The 21,672-nt window shown below is 43.0% G+C and carries 24 protein-coding genes, 1 tRNA gene and 1 pseudogene; 14 read left to right on the top strand and 12 right to left on the bottom strand.

Going from position 1 to position 21,672, the window contains the following annotated elements:
- Positions 1-103: 103 nt before the first annotated feature.
- The 7 genes from B3O12_RS01090 to rpmH form a co-directional block, all read right to left on the bottom strand.
- Positions 104-628 carry a DUF2480 family protein gene (locus tag B3O12_RS01090; RefSeq protein WP_286754988.1) on the bottom strand — a complete coding sequence of 175 codons (525 nt, stop codon included), beginning with the start codon at positions 626-628 and terminating at the stop codon, positions 104-106.
- On the bottom strand, positions 628-1,308 hold the full coding sequence (gene tsaB / locus B3O12_RS01085) for a tRNA (adenosine(37)-N6)-threonylcarbamoyltransferase complex dimerization subunit type 1 TsaB (protein WP_286742346.1): 681 nt from the start codon (positions 1,306-1,308) through the stop codon (positions 628-630). Before tsaB ends, B3O12_RS01090 begins: the two co-directional genes overlap by 1 nt.
- On the bottom strand, positions 1,308-2,126 hold the full coding sequence (locus tag B3O12_RS01080; RefSeq protein WP_189631750.1) for a sulfite exporter TauE/SafE family protein: 819 nt from the start codon (positions 2,124-2,126) through the stop codon (positions 1,308-1,310). The genes tsaB and B3O12_RS01080 overlap by 1 nt, the downstream gene beginning before the upstream one ends.
- Positions 2,123-3,763 carry a S41 family peptidase gene (locus B3O12_RS01075; RefSeq protein WP_286754987.1) on the bottom strand — a complete coding sequence of 547 codons (1,641 nt, stop codon included), beginning with the start codon at positions 3,761-3,763 and terminating at the stop codon, positions 2,123-2,125. The genes B3O12_RS01080 and B3O12_RS01075 overlap by 4 nt, the downstream gene beginning before the upstream one ends.
- Before the next feature lie 186 nt (positions 3,764-3,949).
- Entirely contained in the window at positions 3,950-4,240 is a 291-nt protein-coding gene (locus B3O12_RS01070; protein ID WP_189631748.1) for a YtxH domain-containing protein, read from the bottom strand.
- 127 nt (positions 4,241-4,367) lie between these two features.
- Entirely contained in the window at positions 4,368-4,748 is a 381-nt protein-coding gene (gene rnpA, locus B3O12_RS01065) for a ribonuclease P protein component (protein ID WP_229838779.1), read from the bottom strand.
- 31 nt (positions 4,749-4,779) lie between these two features.
- Positions 4,780-4,938, bottom strand: a complete 159-nt coding sequence (gene rpmH / locus B3O12_RS01060; RefSeq protein ID WP_189631747.1) for a 50S ribosomal protein L34 — start codon at positions 4,936-4,938, stop codon at positions 4,780-4,782.
- A 913-nt stretch (positions 4,939-5,851) separates the two neighbouring features.
- Between rpmH and B3O12_RS01055 the strand changes: the two genes are divergently transcribed.
- A complete protein-coding gene (locus tag B3O12_RS01055; protein WP_286754986.1) occupies positions 5,852-7,543 on the top strand; it encodes a M61 family metallopeptidase in 1,692 nt (563 codons plus the stop codon).
- Positions 7,544-7,624: 81 nt separating this feature from the next.
- Here the strand turns inward: B3O12_RS01055 and B3O12_RS01050 are convergent, their stop codons facing one another.
- The 5 genes from B3O12_RS01050 to B3O12_RS01030 form a co-directional block, all read right to left on the bottom strand.
- Positions 7,625-9,685, bottom strand: a complete 2,061-nt coding sequence (locus tag B3O12_RS01050) for a M16 family metallopeptidase (protein ID WP_286754985.1) — start codon at positions 9,683-9,685, stop codon at positions 7,625-7,627.
- The gene (locus tag B3O12_RS01045; RefSeq protein WP_348655503.1) at positions 9,685-11,046 is read right to left on the bottom strand and encodes a pitrilysin family protein; all 1,362 of its coding nucleotides are present in this window, start codon (positions 11,044-11,046) and stop codon (positions 9,685-9,687) included. Before B3O12_RS01045 ends, B3O12_RS01050 begins: the two co-directional genes overlap by 1 nt.
- Positions 11,047-11,339: 293 nt before the next feature.
- Entirely contained in the window at positions 11,340-12,335 is a 996-nt protein-coding gene (locus B3O12_RS01040) for an adenosine kinase (RefSeq protein WP_189631743.1), read from the bottom strand.
- Positions 12,336-12,341: 6 nt separating this feature from the next.
- Complete coding sequence (locus B3O12_RS01035) at positions 12,342-13,514, bottom strand: hypothetical protein (protein ID WP_286754984.1); 1,173 nt, start codon at positions 13,512-13,514, stop codon at positions 12,342-12,344.
- Between the two features lie 164 nt (positions 13,515-13,678).
- A complete protein-coding gene (locus B3O12_RS01030) occupies positions 13,679-14,557 on the bottom strand; it encodes a glycerophosphodiester phosphodiesterase (protein ID WP_286754983.1) in 879 nt (292 codons plus the stop codon).
- Positions 14,558-14,747: 190 nt separating this feature from the next.
- Between B3O12_RS01030 and B3O12_RS01025 the strand changes: the two genes are divergently transcribed.
- The 13 genes and pseudogenes from B3O12_RS01025 (at position 14,748) to B3O12_RS00965 (ending at position 21,641) form a co-directional block, all read left to right on the top strand.
- Positions 14,748-14,981: a hypothetical protein gene (locus B3O12_RS01025; RefSeq protein ID WP_189631740.1), complete on the top strand. Its 234-nt coding sequence runs from the start codon at positions 14,748-14,750 to the stop codon at positions 14,979-14,981.
- Positions 14,982-15,163: 182 nt separating this feature from the next.
- Positions 15,164-15,237, top strand: a tRNA-Pro gene (locus tag B3O12_RS01020).
- A 284-nt stretch (positions 15,238-15,521) separates the two neighbouring features.
- On the top strand, positions 15,522-16,769 hold the full coding sequence (locus tag B3O12_RS01015; RefSeq protein WP_286754982.1) for a site-specific integrase: 1,248 nt from the start codon (positions 15,522-15,524) through the stop codon (positions 16,767-16,769).
- Positions 16,770-16,839: 70 nt separating this feature from the next.
- Positions 16,840-17,208 (top strand): ArsR/SmtB family transcription factor, encoded by a 369-nt coding sequence (locus B3O12_RS01010; RefSeq protein WP_286754981.1) that lies wholly within the window; start codon positions 16,840-16,842, stop codon positions 17,206-17,208.
- A complete protein-coding gene (merTP, locus tag B3O12_RS01005; protein WP_286754980.1) occupies positions 17,205-17,813 on the top strand; it encodes a mercuric transport protein MerTP in 609 nt (202 codons plus the stop codon). Before B3O12_RS01010 ends, merTP begins: the two co-directional genes overlap by 4 nt.
- Positions 17,813-18,019, top strand: coding sequence for a GDCCVxC domain-containing (seleno)protein (locus B3O12_RS01000; protein ID WP_286754979.1), 207 nt, complete (start codon positions 17,813-17,815; stop codon positions 18,017-18,019). The genes merTP and B3O12_RS01000 overlap by 1 nt, the downstream gene beginning before the upstream one ends.
- A 62-nt stretch (positions 18,020-18,081) precedes the next feature.
- The gene (locus B3O12_RS00995) at positions 18,082-18,450 is read left to right on the top strand and encodes a metal-sensitive transcriptional regulator (protein WP_286754978.1); all 369 of its coding nucleotides are present in this window, start codon (positions 18,082-18,084) and stop codon (positions 18,448-18,450) included.
- 135 nt (positions 18,451-18,585) lie between these two features.
- A complete protein-coding gene (locus B3O12_RS00990) occupies positions 18,586-18,855 on the top strand; it encodes a thioredoxin family protein (RefSeq protein ID WP_286754977.1) in 270 nt (89 codons plus the stop codon).
- A gap of 22 nt (positions 18,856-18,877) precedes the next feature.
- The gene (locus B3O12_RS00985) at positions 18,878-19,282 is read left to right on the top strand and encodes a hypothetical protein (protein WP_286754976.1); all 405 of its coding nucleotides are present in this window, start codon (positions 18,878-18,880) and stop codon (positions 19,280-19,282) included.
- A gap of 10 nt (positions 19,283-19,292) precedes the next feature.
- On the top strand, positions 19,293-20,129 hold the full coding sequence (locus B3O12_RS00980; protein ID WP_286754975.1) for a hypothetical protein: 837 nt from the start codon (positions 19,293-19,295) through the stop codon (positions 20,127-20,129).
- A 20-nt stretch (positions 20,130-20,149) separates the two neighbouring features.
- On the top strand, positions 20,150-20,641 hold the full coding sequence (locus B3O12_RS00975) for a heavy-metal-associated domain-containing protein (protein ID WP_286754974.1): 492 nt from the start codon (positions 20,150-20,152) through the stop codon (positions 20,639-20,641).
- A gap of 268 nt (positions 20,642-20,909) precedes the next feature.
- Positions 20,910-21,047: pseudogene (locus B3O12_RS00970) on the top strand (GDCCVxC domain-containing (seleno)protein); the annotation flags it as partial.
- Between the two features lie 159 nt (positions 21,048-21,206).
- The gene (locus B3O12_RS00965) at positions 21,207-21,641 is read left to right on the top strand and encodes an HYC_CC_PP family protein (protein ID WP_286754973.1); all 435 of its coding nucleotides are present in this window, start codon (positions 21,207-21,209) and stop codon (positions 21,639-21,641) included.
- The last annotated feature ends 31 nt before the right edge of the window (positions 21,642-21,672 follow it).

The following is a 21,672-nucleotide window of genomic DNA, read 5'->3' as shown; positions in this document are numbered from 1 at the left end:
TCCCCCCGTTCCTTGCAAACGGGACGCAAATGTAGCTAGGCTTTTTTGATTAGAACAAGCTTTCTGAAGAGTTTTTCGAAATAATTTTCTAATCCACTGATCATCAACCGATAGGCGTCTTGGGTTTTTTATAAAGGGGCACTGTACTGCAAGGCTCACCATACATGATTGACTTTACATGGGGTTTTAAAATTCTTGTAAGTTCTACATAAGCAGATTCGGGAACAGGTAATTTTCCGCACCCTTTTATTACAACTGGTCTGTTTTTGTAATGGGTAAGATCGATTTTACTTAGTGCTTCTTTGTACAAAGCAAACTCAAGAGTTTCTAAACTACCTAAAACTACCATATGGGCGACACCTTCAAGACGACTTGCGAGTAGCATATATGCCCAGGTTGGCACTATGGCATCCTCACTGCAAGTGAGCGCAATATTTTTATTTTCATACTGTGACCAATCGTGTGTTTTTACAAAGTCTCTTAGATCTTTTTCTCTAAGAATCATTCCTTGAAAAAGGTGTTGAGCGATATCATAAATCACTCTTTGGCCTGAATGATAGTATTGCTCAAGGTCTAGTGTTACCAGTGGACTGCTTGCTACCCGATTTACAATTTCTTTTTCTTCCATTAGAGTAGTGGTTTAGGGGTTGTAGCCTGAAACTCTTTTAGGTAACCAGGCTCTGTATAAGCAAGGTTTTCAAACTCCGTGTTCTCTAACTTATGACCAGCTAAAAGGCCTACTGCCCACGCTGACGGACTGAAGTCTTTCAGAAAACTGGCATTCTTGCTATTCATGATGTCTTGAAACTTGTCGGCACCATTGCCAAAGAACAACACTTTTTGACTGCTGAGGGTTTCCGCAAAACTATCTTGATTTAAAATGAGTGGCCGAGGTTCCTGAAGCTGCGTTAGCGACTGATTGTACAGAGCTGTATAAACCTCCATTCTTCTGGCGTCTATCATTGGACAAAGAAGTGTGTCCTTATGATTTATGGAGGCCTCTTTGGCCATGGCCTTGAGGGTGCTAATTCCAATTAAGGGCTTGTTGAGCGCAAAACAGATGCCTTTGGCTGTTGAAAGCCCAATACGAAGACCTGTGTAAGACCCGGGACCCATAGAAACAGCTATTGCACTCATCTGCACCATCTTTAGCTCTGCCTTTTTGAGCAGTTCCTGAATGAGAAGTGTTAGCTTATTGGCATGAGACTTATCTGAGAATAGCTTTTTTTCACACACTATGTTTTGTCCGCTGGTAATTGCCACGGAACAAACGGTAGTGGCGGTTTCTATACTTAATATGAAAGACATTAGAGTAATTGAATCAGTTTATCGGCTATAACAACCATTACAAAGAGCACAAAGATATAACTGATTGTTCGACTACTCATTTTTCTAGCTACTAATACCCCTAATGGCGAAGCTATGACTACGCCCATGGATATGGTGAGTGCGAGCGGCCATACAATATATCCGGTAGTGTGCCATTGCGAGCTATAACCTGTGGAACTGAAAGTATTGAGCAGTGTAATACAGAAGGCGGTTATAAATATAACCCCCAAAGAGATGGACTTGGCCTTTTGCATGGTCATTTGAAAGCCCGAGTTGAGGATGGGGATGATAATGGTACCTCCTCCCAGACCTGACAAGGCCGCAACTGCCCCTGCTGATGCTCCCACAAACCCTGACCCCAGCAACCCCACTTTTTTTTCCGAATTGTTGGATTCTTCCTTACGCGCCTGCCTCAATGTTCTCCAAATTATACCAATCATGAGGAGAATTACTATCAGATTGAATTCAGTCTTTTGATAGGCGGGGGTATTCACAAAATAATGCAGTAGAAGGAGGCCTACAAGGGTTGCAAAACTTCCCATAACCACTACTTCTTTCCAGTAAAACTCTCTTTTTCTCCAAAGGGCAATATTGCCGGCCAATGCGGCAAACATGGTTCCAAATATAGAGTTAGCAATGGTTAGTTGTACTATGGCCTCATCAGGAAAACCCATTATACCCAACATATAGGGTAATATGAGCACATACATTACTCCTCCTCCTATTCCTATAAGCCCGGCTAAAAAACCACCGGCAAGTCCCATAACAAAAAGCAACAGATATAAAGGAAGGGTCACCGGCCTGAAAGAATTTTGTTGTATTCTATAGGATTGTTAAGCAGTTGAATCGCTCTTTTTAAATCGTTATCGAAAGAAAAGGAGGCTTCTATCTGACCTCTTTCGAGGTGCTGACGCATGGCAAACTCTTCCTTGATCAGGTATTTAATCTCTTCTTTGCTTTTTTCCATATCGGACTGCACATCTCGACTCAACGCAGCTTCTAACTGCTTTAGGGCCTGGCCTATCTTGTCAGTTTCACCATATCGTTCGGCTGCTACTTTTAGTTCATCGATTTTGGTTTGTAATGGAGAAGAATAACTAAAGGTTTTATCGCTCACCCATTTCTTAAAGTCGAGATAAAGCTTTTCGGGAAGCTCGAACGATTGAGCGTTCTGAATCTGCGGAACAGCGCCTGAATATTGGTTAGCAAACTTAAAAATAAGGTCTTCTTTAAGCAGGCCAATAGCTACTGGTGAAAGTCTTGGCCTTTCTACCTGAACATCCGGATCGATTCCTCCACCATCATAAACTGGCCGCCCATTTTCGGTTCTAAAAGCAGTTTTAAGTGAGTCGGCAATCTTCCCTACAGAACCATCCGGGTTTCTGGAGCTGTAGTCTATGGCCTGAATACACCTTCCACTCGGTGTATAATACTTAGCAATGGTCACTTTCATTTGCGAGTTGTAAGAGAGCGGCAAGGTGCGCTGCACTAACCCTTTACCATAAGACTTTCTACCTACCAGTATGCCCCGGTCATAGTCTTGCATTACCCCGGCTACAATTTCTGAAGCCGAAGCACTTGAGCTATTTATTAGAACAGCCAGAGGAATTTCTGTATCTGTGGCGGCATTAAGTGCGTTGTAGGTAGCATTCATTTCTTCCAGTTTGCCTTTAGTGGTTACCACTAGCTGGCCTTTATCTATGAAAATATTTGAAATGTTCACGGCTTCATTGAGCAAGCCCCCACCATTGTCTCTAAGATCAAGTATAATTTTTTCGGCTCCTTCCTTCTTCAGTTCTCTGAGTGCATTCTTTACTTCTTTTGATGCATCTTCTCTGAAGCCTGTCAGCTTAATGTAGCCCACCTTCGCATCGACCATACCACTGTAGGGCACGTTGGGCAGCTCAATGCGTTCAAAATCTACTTTAAAATCTAATGGCCCCTCACCCGGCCTCAAGACTTTGAGGTTGATGGAGGATGAGGACTGTCCGCGCAGATAGAGGCTTGCTTTGTCATAGTCATTTTTTACATCAATGCCATTAATCGCTATTATTTCATCTCCTCTTTTCAGGCCTGCTTTTTGGGCCGGGTATCCTTCATTGGGCAACACTACTACAACCTTACCTCCATCACGCTCTCCGATAACAGCTCCAATACCCCCAAACTGCCCTGTATTTTCTGTACGCACATCTTCTATTTGATCTTCGGAATAATAGACCGTATAGGGATCTAAAGAACCAAGCATGGCATCAATACCGGTGCGCATGAGTGTATTAGGGTTGAGGTCGTCTACATAGTTGGCGTTTACCTCCTTATACATGGTGGCAAAAATGTCGAGGTTCTTAAGTATTTCGAAGTATTTGTCGTTTTGGCGAATGGCAGCCGCACTCAGCAGGCCGATGGCGAGCAGAGAAAAGACGATGAGCTTTTTCATGAATTATGCATTGAAGTTCCTGAAATAGAAGAACGGAAGATAGTATTTGATGTTTTTATGCGAAAGTTATTTCGTGCTTACGGTTTATAATGCACAAAAAAGCTCACTTTGAAAGTCGTATTTCTTTAGGACAACTTTCAAAGTGAGCCTTTCTAGCCGGAATTAGTTTGCCGCACATAATCGTGCTTAAGCCATACTCAATTTTTCTTTGGCTCTATCTATTCCATTCTTGCTAGAATTTGCTGCTTTCTCCAGAGACTCATTGTAAGTTTCTTTGGCGGAGTCTACTTTATCTGAAACCTCTTGTTTCAAATCGTCCACTAAATCGGTGGTTCCTTGGGCGATTTTCTTTCGGGTATTCTTACCACTGTCTGGTGCTAAAAGTATTCCTGTGATTGCTCCTGCAGCAGCACCAGCGGCTACTCCTAAAATAACTTTTGCTGTATTATTCATTTGCTTGTCGTTTTTAAGTTCCATAATTCACTTTTTATCATGAAAAAAGTGTTCCAAAGTTGGAAGCATGGAATAATGGCACCAGTGACGGTTTTGGAACCGTTACATCCCAGCCACTGTGGAAATTCATACACAACAGTGAGGATTATTTTCAGGCAAGTGTATTGAGTTTATCCAGCAACTTACCCACTCTCTTATGAATGATAGAAGAAGGCAGCTGCTTGTCGGCCGTATATATGAGGGCTATATTATATGCTTTAGCCCCTACTCTGTGTTTATTGAGTCGGTAGGCTTCTCGCATTTGTCGCTTTATCCGGTTGCGAGTAACGGCAGACTTGAATCGCTTCTTGGGTACGGAAAACATAGCCTGTGAAGCAGATTGCTCTGGGGGCGACTCCATGTAAGCCAACCGGATAGGGTATAAATAAAAATAGGAGCCTTTGTTAAAAAGCTCCTCGATTAATTTTTTACTATGCAGTCTTTCCCTTTTGGGAAAAGTAAACTTCAACGAATTTTTGGCCAAGTCCGTCACGAGGTTCAATTTAATAAACCTCAGATAAGAATTAGCCTTTGTGTCTTCTTTCGTCAGACACGGTCAGTTTATGACGACCTTTGGCTCTTCTGCTTGCCAATACTCTCCTTCCACTTGGAGTGGCCATTTTAGACCTGAATCCGTGCTTGTTTCTTCTTTTTCTCTGCGAAGGCTGGAATGTTCTTTTCATTATCTACTGCGTCTAATTGCAAAAGGACTGCAAAGATAGGTACTCTTTTTTTATTTGCCAACAACATCTAAAATTTAAAGATCACTGAGTTATAGAGAGCAATTATTAAGTCGTCTCATCACAGCTCATTACACTTCATAATTTTTTGACTTAAAATGTTAATATAATTTTACTTTACATAGGTTTAATTAATATTTACATTCTTCAATGAATATTAATTTTATTCAAAATAGGGATACTCATTTAGATCGCATTTGTTAGATTCAGTATACCAGCCACAAGCTGTGTCCGCACAGCGTCTTTTAACAGCCATTGGTGAAGACACAAATGGAGGCAAGGTTCAGAAATATACTTCTTGCGACTTAAGTAAGTAACCCTAATTCAAAATATGCTTAACCAATAAATCGACCGTTTTGAAAAAACTAATGGCACTTCTGGCTATGGCGAGCTTTTCATTTATCCCATTCAGAACTAATGCGGGCTGTACTGATACATTTCGCGACACCATTGAGGTGGAGTGCACGTCTGAGCCTGGCTCTGTTACCATCGATGATGCTGGGTATGGTTCTATTACTCGTGAAGGAAATACAAGTTCAACCGCGTATGCCACAGGTACCAAGAATTCTTTAAACAGAAAGATTGTAGGCCTTGCTTATTTCTCCTCAAAAACCTGACTATGATTAAAAAAGGAATGTGAAGTACATCAAGTCCCTGATTTCAATCGGGTTATTTTCTTAAAAGAAGATCAGTTTCTTTTGGGAAAAGCTCCAAAGAAGCCTGAGTTCATCATTGGCCAATGTGCTTATCTGAAGAAAGAAAACTCAATTTTGCTGGAGAAGATATGCTTTTAACTAAACATCTTAAAGCTGTCCATAATGAATTAATTTAGCTTCAACTTTGCTTAACCGTTGATATGCTAAAATTTCAGATTTCATATAAAAACCCACTCACCCACATTCTTAAACTCAAGCTTGAGATTGATAAAATTTACGGTGATCAAGTAAACCTCAAACTTCCGGTTTGGAGACCCGGGAGATACGAAATTCAAAACTTTCCAAAACGTATTAGAGGATTCAAAGTAGCTGATAACAGAGGCAAGCAGCTCTCTTTTAAGAAAACAGCAAAAGACACATGGACAATAGACATACAAGAAAGAACATCTCTTACTGTTGAGTATGAATACTTTGCCGGTCTATTAGATGGAGGGAATACCTGGCTAGACGATGAGCAACTTTATGTTAATCCTATTAACTGTTGCATGTACGAAGCCTCATCAATGAATGAGGAGATAGAGATTGAATTGGACTTACCTCAGGACTACACAATAGCATCGGGGCTAAAACCGAATGGCCATCATAAACTCACGGCTAAATCTTACTATCAATTGGTCGACAGCCCAATTTTTGCGAGTGCAAGTTTAAGAACGGTTGGATATACAGTAGGAGGACACGAATTTTTTATTCACATTCAGGGTGATGTCCCTCAAACTGATGAAGAACTGATTGCGGACTTTAAGCCATTTACCGAAAAGCAGATGGAGGTAATGGGCGGATTTCCGTGCCGGCACTATCACTTTCTAATTCAGAGTCTACCATACAAGGCTTACCATGGTGTGGAGCACTGGAACTCAACCGTAATCTGTTTAGGTCCATCGCAAGATTTGGGTAAACGAGAGCTTTACAAAGAACTTTTGGGAGTAAGTTCTCATGAGCTATTTCATACCTGGAATGTAATAAGGCTTAGGCCAAAAGAGATGGTGCCCTACAATTTTAGTGGTGAGAATTATCATGAAACGGGATTTGTAACGGAGGGCATTACTACATACTATGGAGATTTATTTCTAGTGCGTTCGGGAGTATTTTCGGTAGAAGAATACATGACCGAACTAAACAAACTGCTCAAAAGACACTATGAAAATGAGGGTCGTAAGTCCTATTCAGTAGCTCAGTCATCTTTCGATCTGTGGCTCGATGGCTACGAGCGAGGTGTTCCGGGCCGAAAAGTTTCTATTTACAATGAAGGGGCACTAGCGGCACTTATTCTTGACCTTAGCATACGCAAAAGATTTAATAACGCTCGCTCTTTAGATGATGTAATGCGTTTGCTGTGGCAGCGTCATGGTAAGGATATGAGTGGATATACGCTTGCGGATTACCAATTGGCCGCAGAAAGTGTATACGAAGGCTCTCTGGAAACATACTTTGAGCAAATCATTCTGGGCACACACCCCTATGAGCATTACCTGGCGCCTCTTCTGGAGTGGGTTGGGCTAGATTTTAAAAAGAAAGATGCTGAAAAGGTTGAAGAGCGGCTATTTGGCTTTAGGCTACTTGAAAACCGGGTCGATATGATTGCCGAAAACTCTCCCGCAGAACTTGGCCTTTGCCTGAACGATTTAGTCGTAAGTATAAACGGAAAAAAACCTACAGAGACTATTGAGGCCTGTAACCTACTGAATCTGGAAGTTCAGCGAATGGGAGTTACTAAAAACGTAACCCTTAGAAGTACAAACAGCCAGTATTTTCAGGTATATGAGGTGCAACCCAAGGCCAATATGAACGAACATGACCAACACTTACTTTGCGGCTGGCTGGAGTTAAAATAAAAACGGCTCCGGCTCATGAGGTCTAAATTAAGACGCAACCATGAACCGAAGCAGTTGGATTCAGAATCTTAGGACAGACGGCTAGTTAAATCGGCTGTCGTCTATTCCTTTATTAATTTTCACTTCCTGGGTTACAAACTCCAGAGCCACCGGCAATTGAGGAGACTTGACAATAATCTTTTTGGGCAGCATTATGCCTTCGTAGCTAGTGTAATCAGTATAACTAACAGTACCGCCCTGGGCTCCCATGTCGGTCTGAATTTTAAGACCCGAGGTGGTATCGTAATATTCAATTACAGTGAAGCCGTCAACCGATACATCGATACGATGAGCATCTTTGCCTTCCACTTTCTTAATACCCTTGTATTCTGCTTCAAAGCCTATTTTGTCATAGAATCGTTCGGCAAAGAGTATGGCAGAGTATTTTAAGGCCCCCAACTGAGGTCCGGTAACAGGCATGGTTTGACCACCAACTACAATCTTGCCTTCACCGGAATTATAAATTTGTTTTTGCTCACCCATCATTGGGGCAGCGGTTACATCTACAAACTTATCGGGTGCTTTCTGATAAACCGTTCTGGTTATATCCATAGACTGCCCGCCCATGCTCAATGTAGCGTTGGCTTTATATTCCAATGTCTCTACCTTATCCAGAGCTGCTTTTCCACCTATCGCTTTCACATAATTGGCAAGAACTGATTCTACAGAGACATTGGCATCGATAACCACCTTAGTAGGATCATCGACTATATTGCCAAAAGCATCGTAGTAAGTAATTGGGCCAAACGGTTTAAGCTTTTCGGCTACTTCTTCTGCTTTGCCTACCACAATAATATTGGCTTTGTCGGGTCTTATATAGCGCTTGGCCACTTCCAGAATATCTTCTTTAGTTACTGCATCTACTCTTTTCAGGTAGGTGGCATAGTAATCGTCCGGAAGGTTATTGAGTTCTGCACTCAGAGCAAAGTTGGCTACCGTGCCTCTACTCTCCAGCGACCGGGCAAAGGAACCCTTTGCGGAGTTTTTGGCCAGCTCCAACTCCTCATCGGTTACCAGCTCTGACGCTATTTTGTTGAGCTCGTAGATAAATTGGTTCAAGGCACTGTCGGTAACCTCATTTCTTACACTGGCCGAAGCATTGAAGGTGGCGCTATAGCGGCTTGACCCAATACTGGAATAGGCTCCATAAGTATATCCTTTATCTTCTCTCAGGTTCATATTCAGACGGGTTGAAAGACCTCCACCTCCTAAAATTTGATTAAGAAGCGACAATTTAACCGCATCTTCCGAACCCGGCTTATTATCTATTGGATATGAGATATTGATCACCGATTGTACCGAAGATGGACGGTCTACAAAAGCAATTGAGGTTTGAGTTACCGACTTAGGTTGCTCAAAGGCCTCCTTTTCTACCTTGCCTTGCTTCCAGTTTTCAAAGTACTTTTTTACCAACTTCTGGGCTTCGCTCTTTTTTATATCGCCCACCACAATGAGATAGGCTATGTTGGGCTTAAAATACCTGGCATAATGGTTTTTAAGATCCTGAAGCTCAATATTGTTTACTGTTTCTTCGGTAGTCAGTTCACCAAAAGGGTGATCTTTACCATAGTTCACCACCCCTTCAATGCTGGACGCAATGGCATCGGGACTATCTTGCGCCTGCTTAAGACTGGTGAGTGTTTGCTCTATGGCTCGCTCAAATTCATCTTCAGGGAATGCAGGATTGTACAGTACATCGGTAAATATTTTCAGGATGTCTTCTTTGTACTTAGAAAGTGAGAAAGCACTCATTGAAGTGGCTCCCACGTTAAACGAAGCTCCCATAAAATCGATCTCCTCGTTGAGCTCTTCCTTCGATTTGCTCTTGGTTCCGGCCTCCATCACCTGACCAAAAATACCGGTATAACCTGCCTTATCGCCTTCAGTAATTACCCCGGCATCAAAGGTTAGGGTCCAGCTTAGAGTAGGTAGTTTGTCATTTTCAACCACAATAACGGTTAAACCATTTTTGAGCTTGAACTTCTCGTAGTCGCCAATTTCTATTTCACGGGCCGGAGCCGGTTCTGGTAGTTTGGTTCTGTCTATTTGCGCTGTGACTGCCAAAGACAGACACATAAGCGCTAAAGTGAATAACCTTTTCATTATCTGTTTCCTCCTTCCTTCTTAAGCTTGGTATCTCCTGGTTTTTGTTGTTCTGACTTGGGCCTGTAGGTAAGCACTATTTTATTTTCCGGCACCAGATACTTTTTCGCTACTTTCATCAGGTCTTCCCTGCTTACTTTTCTGTAGCGTTCAATTTCGGTGTTGATGAGGTTGGCATCTCCAAAATATACGTGGTAGTCTGCCAGACTTTCAGCTATGGACTGTACCGAGCCATAACCCGATATAAAGTTGTTCTCTATTTGGTTTTTTAGTTTCTGAAACTCCCTTTCCGGTACCGGTTGATTCTTAACCTCTTCTACCAGTTTATCAATTTCAGCAGCCAGATCTTCGGTACTATAGCCTCCGTTAGGAAGAGCAAAGTTTATAAACAGTCCTCCGTCTTCAAGACCCAGCGGAATAGCCTGTACGGCCAATGCCATACCCTTCTCATCGACAAGGGTTTTCTGGAATCTGGAACTCTGACCACCAGACAATAACTGAGTAAGCAGTTGCAGGGCATAGTAATCATCCGTTCCTTGCGGAGGCATTCTATATCCCTGAATAACAGCGGGCACCTGAATATTGTCGAACACGGTTTCTTCTACGGTACCGTCCAGTTCAGGAGCATCAATGGTTGGGCGGGGAATCTCTTTGGTTCCTCTCTTTATTTCTCCAAAATAGGCCTCTACCAGTTTTTTGGTCTGGGCTATATCTATATCGCCAGCTATAGAGAGCGTAGCATTATTGGGTACATAAAAGGTCTCGTAAAAGTCTACAAAGTCTGCTTCGGTTGCTGCATCTATATCTGCAAAACTACCAATGGGAGCCCATTCGTAGTTGGTTCCCTTGTAGGCATTGGCAAGCATTTTATCCAAAATAGATCCGTAGGGTTGGTTATCTACCCTCAGCCTTTTCTCTTCCTTCACCACCTCCTTCTGAGTGGCAATTCCGGTAGAGTCGATTACGGCATGCAGCATTCGCTCTGACTCCATGTACAATCCAAGTTCCAACTGATTAGAAGGCAGGGTCTGATAGTAGTAGGTGCGGTCGTTAGAGGTATTGGCATTAAGTGTTCCTCCTGCCGCCTGAATAATTTTAAAGTATTCGCCCCTGCCAATATTGGGTGAACCTTCGAACATTAGGTGCTCAAAGAAGTGGGCAAAACCGGTTCGGCCGGGAGGTTCATTTTTTGAACCTACATGATACAACACCGCCACCGTAACTATAGGTGTGGTATTGTCTTGATGCAGGATAACGTGCAATCCGTTGTCCAGATCGTATTCTTCAAACTCAATGTTCTGAGCCATCGCCACTGACAGCACTAAACTGAGTGTAAGAAGAAGGCTAATTTTTCTCATCATATTTCTATTTCAGTTTAACTACAAACTAAGTAAACAAGCAGAAAACTGCCAAGAGCAAGTGAAATGTTTAAAGGATTTGGCTTTGGATGAACGGATTATAGTCCAGATGCAATCGAGGCACATTTCTACAGTTTCCGGTTCTGGCTTATAAAGCTCAAACCAAATGCCGCCTGAAGGTTACCGGGTGATTATTTTTTTATACTGGAGAGCCTTATCTGCATCACAAAAAAGCCCCTCAGTATGCAACTGAGGGGCTTGGTAAATTCTAATCGCTTCTCCTCTCTGATTTATCTCTATTTTAAATCGTGAAGTAGTCGTTGCACTTCATGGGTTTTGAGCCGTGGACCAAACTGAGAAACCACTTTTGAGCTGGCCAGGCTGGCCAGTTTTCCGGCCGCAGCCATGGTCATTCCGTTGGTAATGCCGTATAAAAATGCTCCGGCAAACATATCTCCCGCTCCGTTGGTATCTACAGCCTTTACGGCATATGGCTCTATATCTATGAAAGTATCGCCATCGAAAATCATAGCTCCATTTTTACCCATGGTTATGGCAAACTGACGGGCCTCTTTCTTGAGGGCTTCCCGAGCTTCCTGAAGATTATCTTTACCGGTAAAAGTCATGGCTTCATCTTCATTGCAGAAAAGCATATCGACCGATGGACCAATAACATCTTCGAACTGGGCTTTGAAAGCCTGAACAATAGAAGGGTCTGAAAGGGTAAGGGAGGTTTTTACTCCATTTTCTTCGGCAATTTTCTTAGCCAGTTTCATGGCTTCTACTCCTGAGTTGGAAGGCGTGAGGTAACCTTCCAGATAAATGTATTTAGAGTCTTTTATGGCTCTTTCGTCTACCTCCTTTACTGAAAGGTTGGTGGTAGCACCTAAGAAGGTATTCATGGTTCGCTCAGCATCGGGGGTAATCATTACCAGGCACTTTCCGGTAACTCCTTCATCTCTGGATTTTCCGTCCAGGTTGGTGTCTACCCCGGCATCGTTCATGTCTTTGAGATAAAAATCGCCATACTCATCGTTCGATACCTTGCAGGAGTAGAAAGAAGAACCTCCAAACTGACTCACAGCTATCACAGAATTGGCTGCCGATCCGCCAGACTTTCTCACCAAATCGTTCTGGTTAATGGCATTTATCAACCTGAATTGAGTGGCTTCATCGACTAGCGTCATTAATCCTTTCTTTACTTTGTGATCATAAAGAAACTGGTCGTTCACTTGAAACTCTAAATCGACCAGGGCATTGCCCAATCCATATACATCGTATTTTTTGCTCATAACAGGTTATAGGATAATTGCTGCTCGTTTAAACTCTTTGTTGGGGTCGAAAAGCTTGCGATAGGTAATGTGGGTTTTGTGAATTTCACCACCTATTTGCTCCACCACGCGCATCATTTTCGGGTTAAAGTCTCCGATCCAGTTCATTTCAATATCGTTGTAGTGAAAACCGTCTTTCCAGGCCATTTTCTTCACAAATGAAATTACCAAGCCTCCCTCTACTCCTTTCTTTTGATGCTCAGGCACTACTCCAAACACAATACCCAAGCCTGTTTTGCATACGCCTCTTTTGAGAAGGTACATAAACTTGAGCTTACTCCATAAATTCCACTGCCCATTCAGATATTTATAGATTTGATTGAGCTCGGGAATTGAAATAAAGAATGCAATGGGACTACCCTTGTGAAAACCAAACCATAGCAGCTTGATATCCGCAATGGGTTTAAGCATTTTAAATGTGGCTTTTGCCTGTTGCATAGACATGGGTTTAACACCGCTATGGCCGGCCCAGGCTTTGTTGTAGACCTCGTAAAAGTATTCGTGGGCTACATCGTATTCCTTTTTGGTAATGTGACGAAACTCGTAGTCGGGGTCGTTGAGTGTTTTCTGCGCTTTTTCGTAGAAGCGTGGAGTAAAATCTACCTCGCTGCCCATGGGTCTTCGATAGGTAAACTGCTTGAAGTATTCTTTAAACCCATAGGCCTCAAAGAGGTCTTTGTAATAAGGTAAATGATAGGGCATTTGATAGTTGGGCTCATGAAAACCATCGACCAGCAAGCCCCACCAATTGTTTCGATCTCCAAAGTTTATGGGGCCATCCATAGCTTCCATACCTCGTTCTTCCAACCATTTTTTGGAAGCATCGAACAAGGCAAAAGCTGCCTCCCGACTGTTTATACACTCAAAAAAGCCCACTCCACCGGTAGGTTGTTCCTGGGCTTGTGCCACTTTTTTAATGTAGAAGGCCGCTATTCGGCCAATTACTTCATTACTATCGTTGAGGAGTATCCACCGAATGGCCTCACCTTGCTTGTAGTTTTTGTTCTTGGCCGGATCGAATACAGCCTTGATGTCCTTGTCTAGCGGACGAATCCAATTTTTCTCGTGCTTATACAGCCTTACTGGCAGTAAAAGAAATTGTTTTTCAGTGGACTTATCGTTGACTTCTACCAGCTTCATCTCTCAAGGTCGCCAAAAATAAAGACTTATACCTTACGATAAAATGAGGATGAAAGGTTTTATGTGTACTTGCTCAGGTACATTGCACACTGAACAAAAACTAAGTCACTCAAAGTAAGCTGGTTAAATCTCTTTGTTAGCGTTTTCAAACAACTTTAAAATGCCTACAGCCCTTTTGCTCTATCCGGATAATCGGTAATAATACCATCTACCCCCCACTCCACTAATTTTTCCATACGCTCCCTGTCGTTTACAGTCCATGGCACCACTTTCATTCCTAAGCTATGGCTTAGTTCCACATCCTTTTTCCTCAAGAATGTATGGTTGGGACTATATATGGCCGGGGTAAATCCAAGTGTTTCAACCGTGGCCTCTACCCTTCGGGCATTCGAAACTAAGGCCACCAAGGTTACCTGAGGGTATTTTTCATGGTAGTACTTCAGCACCCTAAAATCAAAACACTGAATGGTATACCTGCTCTCAGGCAATTCTTGAGCAATAACCTGCTGCACTAAATCGGCAAATTCAGATACCTGAGGGTGGCTAATGCCATCACCTTTGGGGCTGCTCTTTAGTTCTATGTTATACATTACAGGGGGCAGATTGTTTTTCTTCAGATAGTTTTCCACGGTGCGAATCATTTCGCGAAGCAGCGGCTTGGCTACCTTCATTTGTTCCTGTTGAGGGAATCTGGCATTACCACGGCTACCGCAGTCAAACGAAGCCACTTCTTCATAGGTCATTCGATAAATATTCAGCTCATGAGCCTCCGATTTGCTCACCGCCTCTCCATTGGGTTTGGAGCAGATATCGGCCGACATGTAGGGCTCATGCGAAATCACCACTTGTTTGTCTTTGGTAATCACCACATCCAGCTCCAGCGTGGTTACCCCTTCTTCTAAAGCTCTGATAAAGGCGGGAATGGTGTTTTCAGGCAACAGCCCTCTCGCACCCCTATGCCCCTGAATATCTAGTTGTTGCGAAAAAGCACTTTGTGCTAAGAAAAATGAAAACAGAAAGAAGACGGTCTTTTTATAAAACATAGAATACAGGTAAGACTAGTAATGCCCAAGTTACGCAGTTCATTAGCAATATTGGTTAAGGAAATGTTATTCTGCAAAACCCAAGTCAGAGAGCGCTTCAGGTCTAAAGTCCGAAGCCCGCTGCCGTTCATCAAAATTTGAAACCGCCACGTTCTTCAGCGCGTATGCCTCTTTGGAATTTTTTGAGAAAGTGGAAGAGAGACATCAACTAGAAGCGCAACCGGGCTACAAACTGGCTATTCCCCTATTTTTATTTACCAGCCTACCCTACTTCGGCACTCTGTTGTACGACTATATTCATTGCTGCGGCCATGTAGATAACACCTTTGCCTGGTTTGGTGGGTTTTATGTAATGCTTGGGGGAATTTACGTGTTGGCTAAAATTTTAAAGAAAGGAAAGCACGAAAAAGTGGTTTCCGTTTGACCAATTCAAAATCTAATTGTTAAACTTGCATCCTCGTTGGAAGCTAAGGGTTTCCACGAAGACTAATCGGGGTGTGGCGCCTGCCTGGGCTACGCTTCGGCAGGCAGGCAGTCCTCCGTACTGCTTGTTGGATGAGAGTAAAGACTCTCTGATACCGGAATTAATCAGGCAGTTTTATTGATCGGGGTGTGGCGCAGTCCGGTAGCGTACTTGCATGGGGTGCAAGGGGTCGCTGGTTCGAATCCTGCCACCCCGACTACAAAGGTTCATCAGAACCCAAAAGCCTGCAAATCTTACGATTTGCGGGCTTTTTTATTTTTTACGTATCAGTTCGATTTAGACAATTTCAGCAAAAATGAGACCTATCCGGTGAACCAAATGAATGGTTTATTTTAGTTCACCAGATTGATGCAAATAGCTGTAAAACAGATAGTTGCATCGCATAATTTGAACTGTTTTAGGTCTGTTTGAGTGACCTTGTGGAAGCAGTTCACCACGAGAGGAATCATTTTAACACAAACACTCAAAAGCTGAATTGTCATGAGAACTACAAACACCTTCGGAGTTCAGTTCATCACAAGAACGAACAAGGCCAAAGATGGCCTACTCCCAATCTATGCCAGGGTCACCGTTGATGGCCGCAGGGTAGAAATATCATTGAAGCGCTGGATCAAACCAAGCGACTGGAATGGCAGCAAAGGCATGGCCAAGGGCAGCCGGGAAGAAATCAAATCGCTCAATCATTATTTGGATGAGGTTCAGGCCCGTATCATGGAATGCTATCAGGAGATGCAGGTACAAAAGCGATTGATCACTGTAGATGCCATCAAAAGCATGTTCCTGGGTACAGACCAAAAGGACTTCACCTTATGCAAGCTGGTGGATTATCACAACCAGACAATGCGGGATACACTGGCGTGGGGCACGATGAAAAACTACTTCACCACTCAGAAGTATATCCATCGATTTTTGAAAGAGCGCTTTGGTACTACCGACATGTTCCTTTCGGAACTGTCTTATAAATTCATCACCGATTTTGAATTCTACCTCCGAAACTATAAACCCAAAGACCACCAGAAGCCGCTTGGCAACAATGGAGTGATGAAGCATCTGGAGAGGTTCCGGAAGATGGTGACAATGGCCGTGAAAATGGAATGGGTAAGCAGGGATCCATTTGACAAGTACCAGCTCAAATTCCATCGGGTGGATCGGGATTTCCTCAATGATGAAGAGCTGGAGGCCGTAGAGAACAAGGACTTCAAAATTGTCCGCCTGCAGTGGGTAAGAGATTTGTTTGTGTTCAGTTGCTATACCGGACTGGCCTACATCGATGCTATGAACCTTACCCCATCCAATATTACCATTGGCATTGATGGGGAATACTGGTTATCTACCTGCCGCCAGAAGACCGACCAGCCGGTAAGGGTTCCTATCCTTCCCAAAGCCTGGGAAATAATAGAGAAATACAAAACCCATCCAAGGGCATTGCAGAAAGGATCCGTGTTCCCTATGATCTCCAATCAAAAGCTTAACTCGTACTTAAAGGAGATTGCTGATGTGTGTGGTATAGAAAAGAACCTCACCTTTCACCTGGCCAGGCATACTTTTGCCACCACAGTTACCCTTTGCAATGGTGTGCCGTTGGAGACGGTAAGCAAGATGCTCGGTCACTCCAAGATTACGACCACCCAGGTTTATGCTAAAGTGGTGGAGAAGAAAGTAAGCGAGGACATGCAGAATCTAAGAGAGAAACTGGCCGCTCCAAAATTGATGAGAAGGGCGAAGTAGCCCTTTGTATTTAAGTACTTGCTTAAATAGGTAAATTGCCTTAGCTTTGTTAAGCATTTACTTAAATACTATGAATACATGTATCCGTGTCTTTGCCGATAGCGACCAGATAAATAGGTGCAGGGAAGACTTGAAGAGCAAAGAAGAAGGCTTTTTGGAGGTATCAGAAGTATTGAATCTTGCCGGTAATGCAGTACGGCTCAAGATCCTGTATCTCCTGAAACAAGAAAATGAACTCTGTCCATGCGACTTGTCTGACATCCTGGGGATGACTGTTCCGGCTGTTTCCCAACATTTGAAAAAGCTCAAAGATGCAGGAATCGTCACGACCAAAAAGTCGGGACAAACCATCTTCTATTCAGTAGAAGAGCAAAGTCAGCGAATTATTTCGTCAGTGCTCGATTTGTTGGGCCATTCAAAATCAATTCCGGTAGCATGAGAAATTCCCTATTAACCAGTGGCCTGGTGACTGCTTTGTTGAGTTCCCTGTGCTGCATCACTCCGGTGCTGGCACTGATAGCCGGTACCACAGGATTGGCTTCCGCTTTCTCCTGGCTCGATCCTGCACGTCCTTTTTTTGTCAGCATCACGGTGGTAGTGTTGGGGTTTGCATGGCATCGTAAGCTCAAGCCCAAGGCTAAAGATGAAATTGATTGCGCATGCGAACCTGGTGGAGAAGATATAAAACCTAGCTTTTGGCAATCCAAAAAACTCCTGGGCATGGTGACCGTTTTTGCGGCCTTGATGCTCACATTCCCGCTCTACGCTCACCTGTTCTATCCGAAAACTGAAAAGCAGGTAATTGTGGTTGATACTTCAGATCAACAGACTGTCACATTTGAAATCAAAGGCATGACTTGCCAAGGTTGCGCAGCGCATGTGGAACATGAAGTAAATAAGCTCAGCGGTATCCTGAACGTAACCGCTTCCTACGAAGAGGGGAATGCCATCGTGGAGTTTGACAAGTCCAAAACATCCGTTAGAGAAATTGAGAAAGCTATCAACTCAACCGGATATTCAGTGACCAATAAAAAAGCAAACTAATGGAAATCATCTTAGAATCCACCATCACCTGCCCCCGCTGCGGGCATCAGAAAGAGGAAATAATGCCCACTGACGCCTGTCAGTATTTCTATGAATGCGAAAACTGTCACCAGGTCGTAAAACCAAAAGAAGGAGACTGTTGCGTGTACTGCAGCTATGGAACGGTGAAATGCCCCCCTATCCAGGAAGGAAAGGGTTGTTGTTAAATAAACTGAGATTTCATTTGCAACCACTCCTAGGAAGATTACAGTCTTATAAAAACTGAAATATGCTACCAAAAGATTTAACGAAAGACATAAAAACCCGCCTGCAAGGCATCAAAGGTCAGGTGGAGGGTTTGATAAAAATGCTGGATGAAGGTAAGGAACCTGAAAAAATACTTGTTCAGTTTAAAGCTGCTCAAAGTGGTTTGGATAAGGCTCATTATTTATTGCTTGACGAAGCTTATCGTAAAGCCCTTGCCATTAAAATCTCTGAAACGGTAGAAGCCTGCCCCGGAAATTGCGGCAATGAAGATCGAATAGAGTTTATTCGTCAGCAATTCCCAAATCTGGAGCTTGATGCTCTAACATCCAAAATGAAAGAGATTTCCGAGCTTAAACAGAGAATAGATCAGAACAATAGCCAGGAAAAGTAGCCTTCTGCTTGAACGTAAAAATTTTTTCAAAGATTACGCTTGCAGACCACCCCACCTCCAAACCTACCTTTGAATTGTTCTTTTCCGGAAAGGAGCTCAAAATTTTAAATGAAGAATAATAAAAGGAGGTAAAAAATGAAACGACAAGTAGAAATATTCACTGCCAATTGTCCGGTGTGCGATCCGGTAGTCAATATGGCAAAAGAGCTGGCTTGTGACCAATGTGAGATTACCATCTATGACCTGGTAAAGCAGTGTGAAGACAAAACATGCCTGACGAAGCTGAAAGAATACCAGATCAAAAAAGTACCAGCCATAGCTGTCAATGGTAAGCTGCTAGACTGCTGTCGGGATCAGGGCATATCCAAAGAAGATTTGATTGAGGCAGGTATTGGTCAAGGGTAGACAGGAAGAAATGTAATCAGTTATGCAAAAAATAATAAAACTGAAAGACGATTTCGTCAGCATAGTTTCCTTGTTTACTTCGGTATCCACTTTGCTATGTTGTGCCCTACCATCCCTACTGGTTGCCATAGGCATGGGGGCAGTTGTTGCAGGAATGGTTTCAGATTTTCCGGCACTCATTTCTCTCAGCAAATACAAAGAGTGGACGTTTCTTGGAGCGGGACTATTGATAGGGTTCAATTTCTGGCTGTTTTATGGCCGAAAGAGAAACCAGGCTTGCGAAATAGATGAATACGGAAAGGAAACAGCCTGTGACACAGCAGCCAGGTGGAGTAAGGTGATCCTTTGGATATCATTTAGCCTTTACCTGCTTGGATTATTCTCTGCCTATCTGCTGCTCCCAATTCAACAATTTTTAGGACTTTAAAATACATACGATGAAAAGAACAGTCTTTATAACATTACTAGCAGTTGCAGCGATTTCTCAGGTAAGAGCTCAGGGACACGGACCGCTTTATGGTTTACAAACCCCTACACTGGCCAAAGGTGGTTTCGATTTTAATGCAGCTGCCATGAGCCTGGCCACCGAAGATGATCAGTCATTTATGCTTAGATACATCTGGTCATATGGAGTGACTGAGGATTTACAACTCAACATCACCACACCAACCATGGTCAATCGACTTTCGGAAATGCCCAGGACAAGGGGTAATAGCAACATGCCTGCGAATGGCGACATTGAAGCTTCGGTCTGGTACCGTTTCTTTTCCAATGCATTCGGTGTAGGCAAGCGATTCGAGTCCACAGCTATTTTGAGTGTTTCGACACCAACCGAGAAAACCAGAGGAGGAATCAATGTAAGTAATTCCATTCATGGAGCAATCTCTACAGGGTATGCTTCCCGTACCTGGTACGCCTGGGTGGGTGGTGGTTATCAATATTATTTCGAGGAAGGCAATGAGCAACTGGGAGATCTGCCTTATGCCAGCCTGGTGGTAGGCTACCGCCCAAACATCTTTATGGGAGATTACCCAAAACCCGATTGGAGGGTGTTTGTAGAATCTTTGGCAGAGTTTCCCGGAAGCAACACCTTTGAAGGCCAACCGTCTTCCATCGATCAGAGAGGAAAAAAAGTAATGGTCGGCCCATCATTTTTGGGGCTGTACGGAGCTTGGGGTATATCCTTTGGGGCATTACTCCCTGCTTACCAGGATGTAAGTCAGGAACCAAAAGAGAAATATAGGCTGTCCATGAATATTAGTTACTGGTTATAAACGTTAAAAAACAGAAGAAAATGAAAAAGTTAGGAATTATAGCATTATTGACAATTTTTAGCCTAAGCAGTGCAATGGCCCAGTTGATCAAAGTAGATCAGGAGGTATTTGGGATGGACTGTGCCCCTTGTGCTTACGGACTTGAGCGTGGGCTTAAAAAAATGGATGGGCTGGAAAGTGTAAAAGTAAGTCTCAATGATGGCAAAGCTTATCTCAAATTGGCTTCCGACAATGATCTGACCTTGCAAAAAATCCAGGAAGAAGTCAAGAGTAATGGGTTTTCAGCTAGAAATGCAGAAGTTACCTTAATAGGCCAACTGGTGAAGAAAGAAAGCGAATGGCAAATAAATGTCAACGGAGAAACATTTATAGTGAGTCCGGAAACACCTTCAGAAATAGTCAAATCCCTGAACACCGGGGAGATCAAAGCAACAGTTTTTGTGAAAGATAAAAAGGCTAATCACTTAAACGGCACATGGGATATCAGGATAATTGAAGTTCTAAAATCTTGAATTTACAATGAAGAAAAATACATTATTAAGCCTAAGCCTGTTTTCTGCCATCACTCCCTTCTATTTGCTGTTGGGGCCCGGCCATTCTCACAGGCATAGCAGGTGTATCAGGCGCCTTTTCGTGGTTCTCCTGGCTGCACCCTATGCTGCCATATTTGTATGATATTGCCTTTCTGTCATTGGGATTTACATTTTACTAAACCTATAGTCCGAAAAGAAATAGTCAAGGTTGCGAAAAATGTCAAAAGGCAACAAACAGAAATATTATGCCTGTCAGTTTTTCTATGAATGTGAAAACTGCCACCAGATCCTAAAACCGATGGAAGGGAATTGCTGCGTGTATTGCAGCTATGGCTCTGTTCCCTGCCCACCAATGCAGGGAGCAGAACCTGGCAACTGCTGCTGAAAAGTTCAAAGCTGTCAGTGATCATGACCATTGCCCGATTTTGATATGTATTGCTTGACAAATAGCAAGTCTTTCGGTCGTTTGAAACTGAATTTCATCAGAAAGAACCAAACTCTACAGGTAAAATTTCGTACATTTGCAAAGTATCATTGAAAAGAAGTGCAACGCTTAAAAAAAATATCGACCATCCTGCTTTCAGCATTGATGCTGCTCAGTTCTACGAGCTACACCTTTGGTATGCATTTTTGCATGGGCGAGCTTGAAAGCATTGCAATCTTCTCAGAAGCGGGGCATTGTGACAGTATGAAAAAATCAATCCCGTGCGAAGAAGCCAATGACCACTCGATATGTGATCATGAGCAAATAAACGCTAAGGGTTGTTGTGAAAACCATACACTCGTCATTGAAGGGCATGAGGAATTGACTCAGGTTTCATCGATCTCTGCTCCTGACTTTCACATGGTGGCAGTGCTTTATGCACTTGTCTCGTTCATTTTCAGCGCTCCTGCTGTTGACTATTATTCCTATAAAGACTATTCCCCTCCCTTGATTGACCGGGACATACCTGTGCTCGTTCAATCCTTCCTTATTTAAGCTTTTCATTCAATTCTTTCACTAGGCATAG

Origin of the sequence: Roseivirga sp. UBA838 (assembly GCF_002296035.1) — a bacterium.
In the GTDB taxonomy this organism is placed as follows: domain Bacteria; phylum Bacteroidota; class Bacteroidia; order Cytophagales; family Cyclobacteriaceae; genus Roseivirga; species Roseivirga thermotolerans.
This window is presented reverse-complemented; position numbering and strand designations above follow the sequence as displayed.

Bases quoted from the DNA above. Each gene is read 5' to 3' on its own strand.
- B3O12_RS01090 (WP_286754988.1), bottom strand. From the start codon at position 628: ATGGAAGAAAAAGAAATTGTAAATCGGGTAGCAAGCAGTCCACTGGTA.
- tsaB (WP_286742346.1), bottom strand. From the start codon at position 1,308: ATGTCTTTCATATTAAGTATAGAAACCGCCACTACCGTTTGTTCCGTG.
- B3O12_RS01075 (WP_286754987.1), bottom strand. From the start codon at position 3,763: ATGAAAAAGCTCATCGTCTTTTCTCTGCTCGCCATCGGCCTGCTGAGT.
- B3O12_RS01070 (WP_189631748.1), bottom strand. From the start codon at position 4,240: ATGGAACTTAAAAACGACAAGCAAATGAATAATACAGCAAAAGTTATT.
- rpmH (WP_189631747.1), bottom strand. From the start codon at position 4,938: ATGAAAAGAACATTCCAGCCTTCGCAGAGAAAAAGAAGAAACAAGCAC.
- B3O12_RS01055 (WP_286754986.1), top strand. From the start codon at position 5,852: ATGCTAAAATTTCAGATTTCATATAAAAACCCACTCACCCACATTCTT.
- B3O12_RS01050 (WP_286754985.1), bottom strand. From the start codon at position 9,685: ATGAAAAGGTTATTCACTTTAGCGCTTATGTGTCTGTCTTTGGCAGTC.
- B3O12_RS01045 (WP_348655503.1), bottom strand. From the start codon at position 11,046: ATGATGAGAAAAATTAGCCTTCTTCTTACACTCAGTTTAGTGCTGTCA.
- B3O12_RS01040 (WP_189631743.1), bottom strand. From the start codon at position 12,335: ATGAGCAAAAAATACGATGTATATGGATTGGGCAATGCCCTGGTCGAT.
- B3O12_RS01035 (WP_286754984.1), bottom strand. From the start codon at position 13,514: ATGAAGCTGGTAGAAGTCAACGATAAGTCCACTGAAAAACAATTTCTT.
- B3O12_RS01030 (WP_286754983.1), bottom strand. From the start codon at position 14,557: ATGTTTTATAAAAAGACCGTCTTCTTTCTGTTTTCATTTTTCTTAGCA.
- B3O12_RS01015 (WP_286754982.1), top strand. From the start codon at position 15,522: ATGAGAACTACAAACACCTTCGGAGTTCAGTTCATCACAAGAACGAAC.
- B3O12_RS01010 (WP_286754981.1), top strand. From the start codon at position 16,840: ATGAATACATGTATCCGTGTCTTTGCCGATAGCGACCAGATAAATAGG.
- merTP (WP_286754980.1), top strand. From the start codon at position 17,205: ATGAGAAATTCCCTATTAACCAGTGGCCTGGTGACTGCTTTGTTGAGT.
- B3O12_RS01000 (WP_286754979.1), top strand. From the start codon at position 17,813: ATGGAAATCATCTTAGAATCCACCATCACCTGCCCCCGCTGCGGGCAT.
- B3O12_RS00995 (WP_286754978.1), top strand. From the start codon at position 18,082: ATGCTACCAAAAGATTTAACGAAAGACATAAAAACCCGCCTGCAAGGC.
- B3O12_RS00990 (WP_286754977.1), top strand. From the start codon at position 18,586: ATGAAACGACAAGTAGAAATATTCACTGCCAATTGTCCGGTGTGCGAT.
- B3O12_RS00985 (WP_286754976.1), top strand. From the start codon at position 18,878: ATGCAAAAAATAATAAAACTGAAAGACGATTTCGTCAGCATAGTTTCC.
- B3O12_RS00980 (WP_286754975.1), top strand. From the start codon at position 19,293: ATGAAAAGAACAGTCTTTATAACATTACTAGCAGTTGCAGCGATTTCT.
- B3O12_RS00975 (WP_286754974.1), top strand. From the start codon at position 20,150: ATGAAAAAGTTAGGAATTATAGCATTATTGACAATTTTTAGCCTAAGC.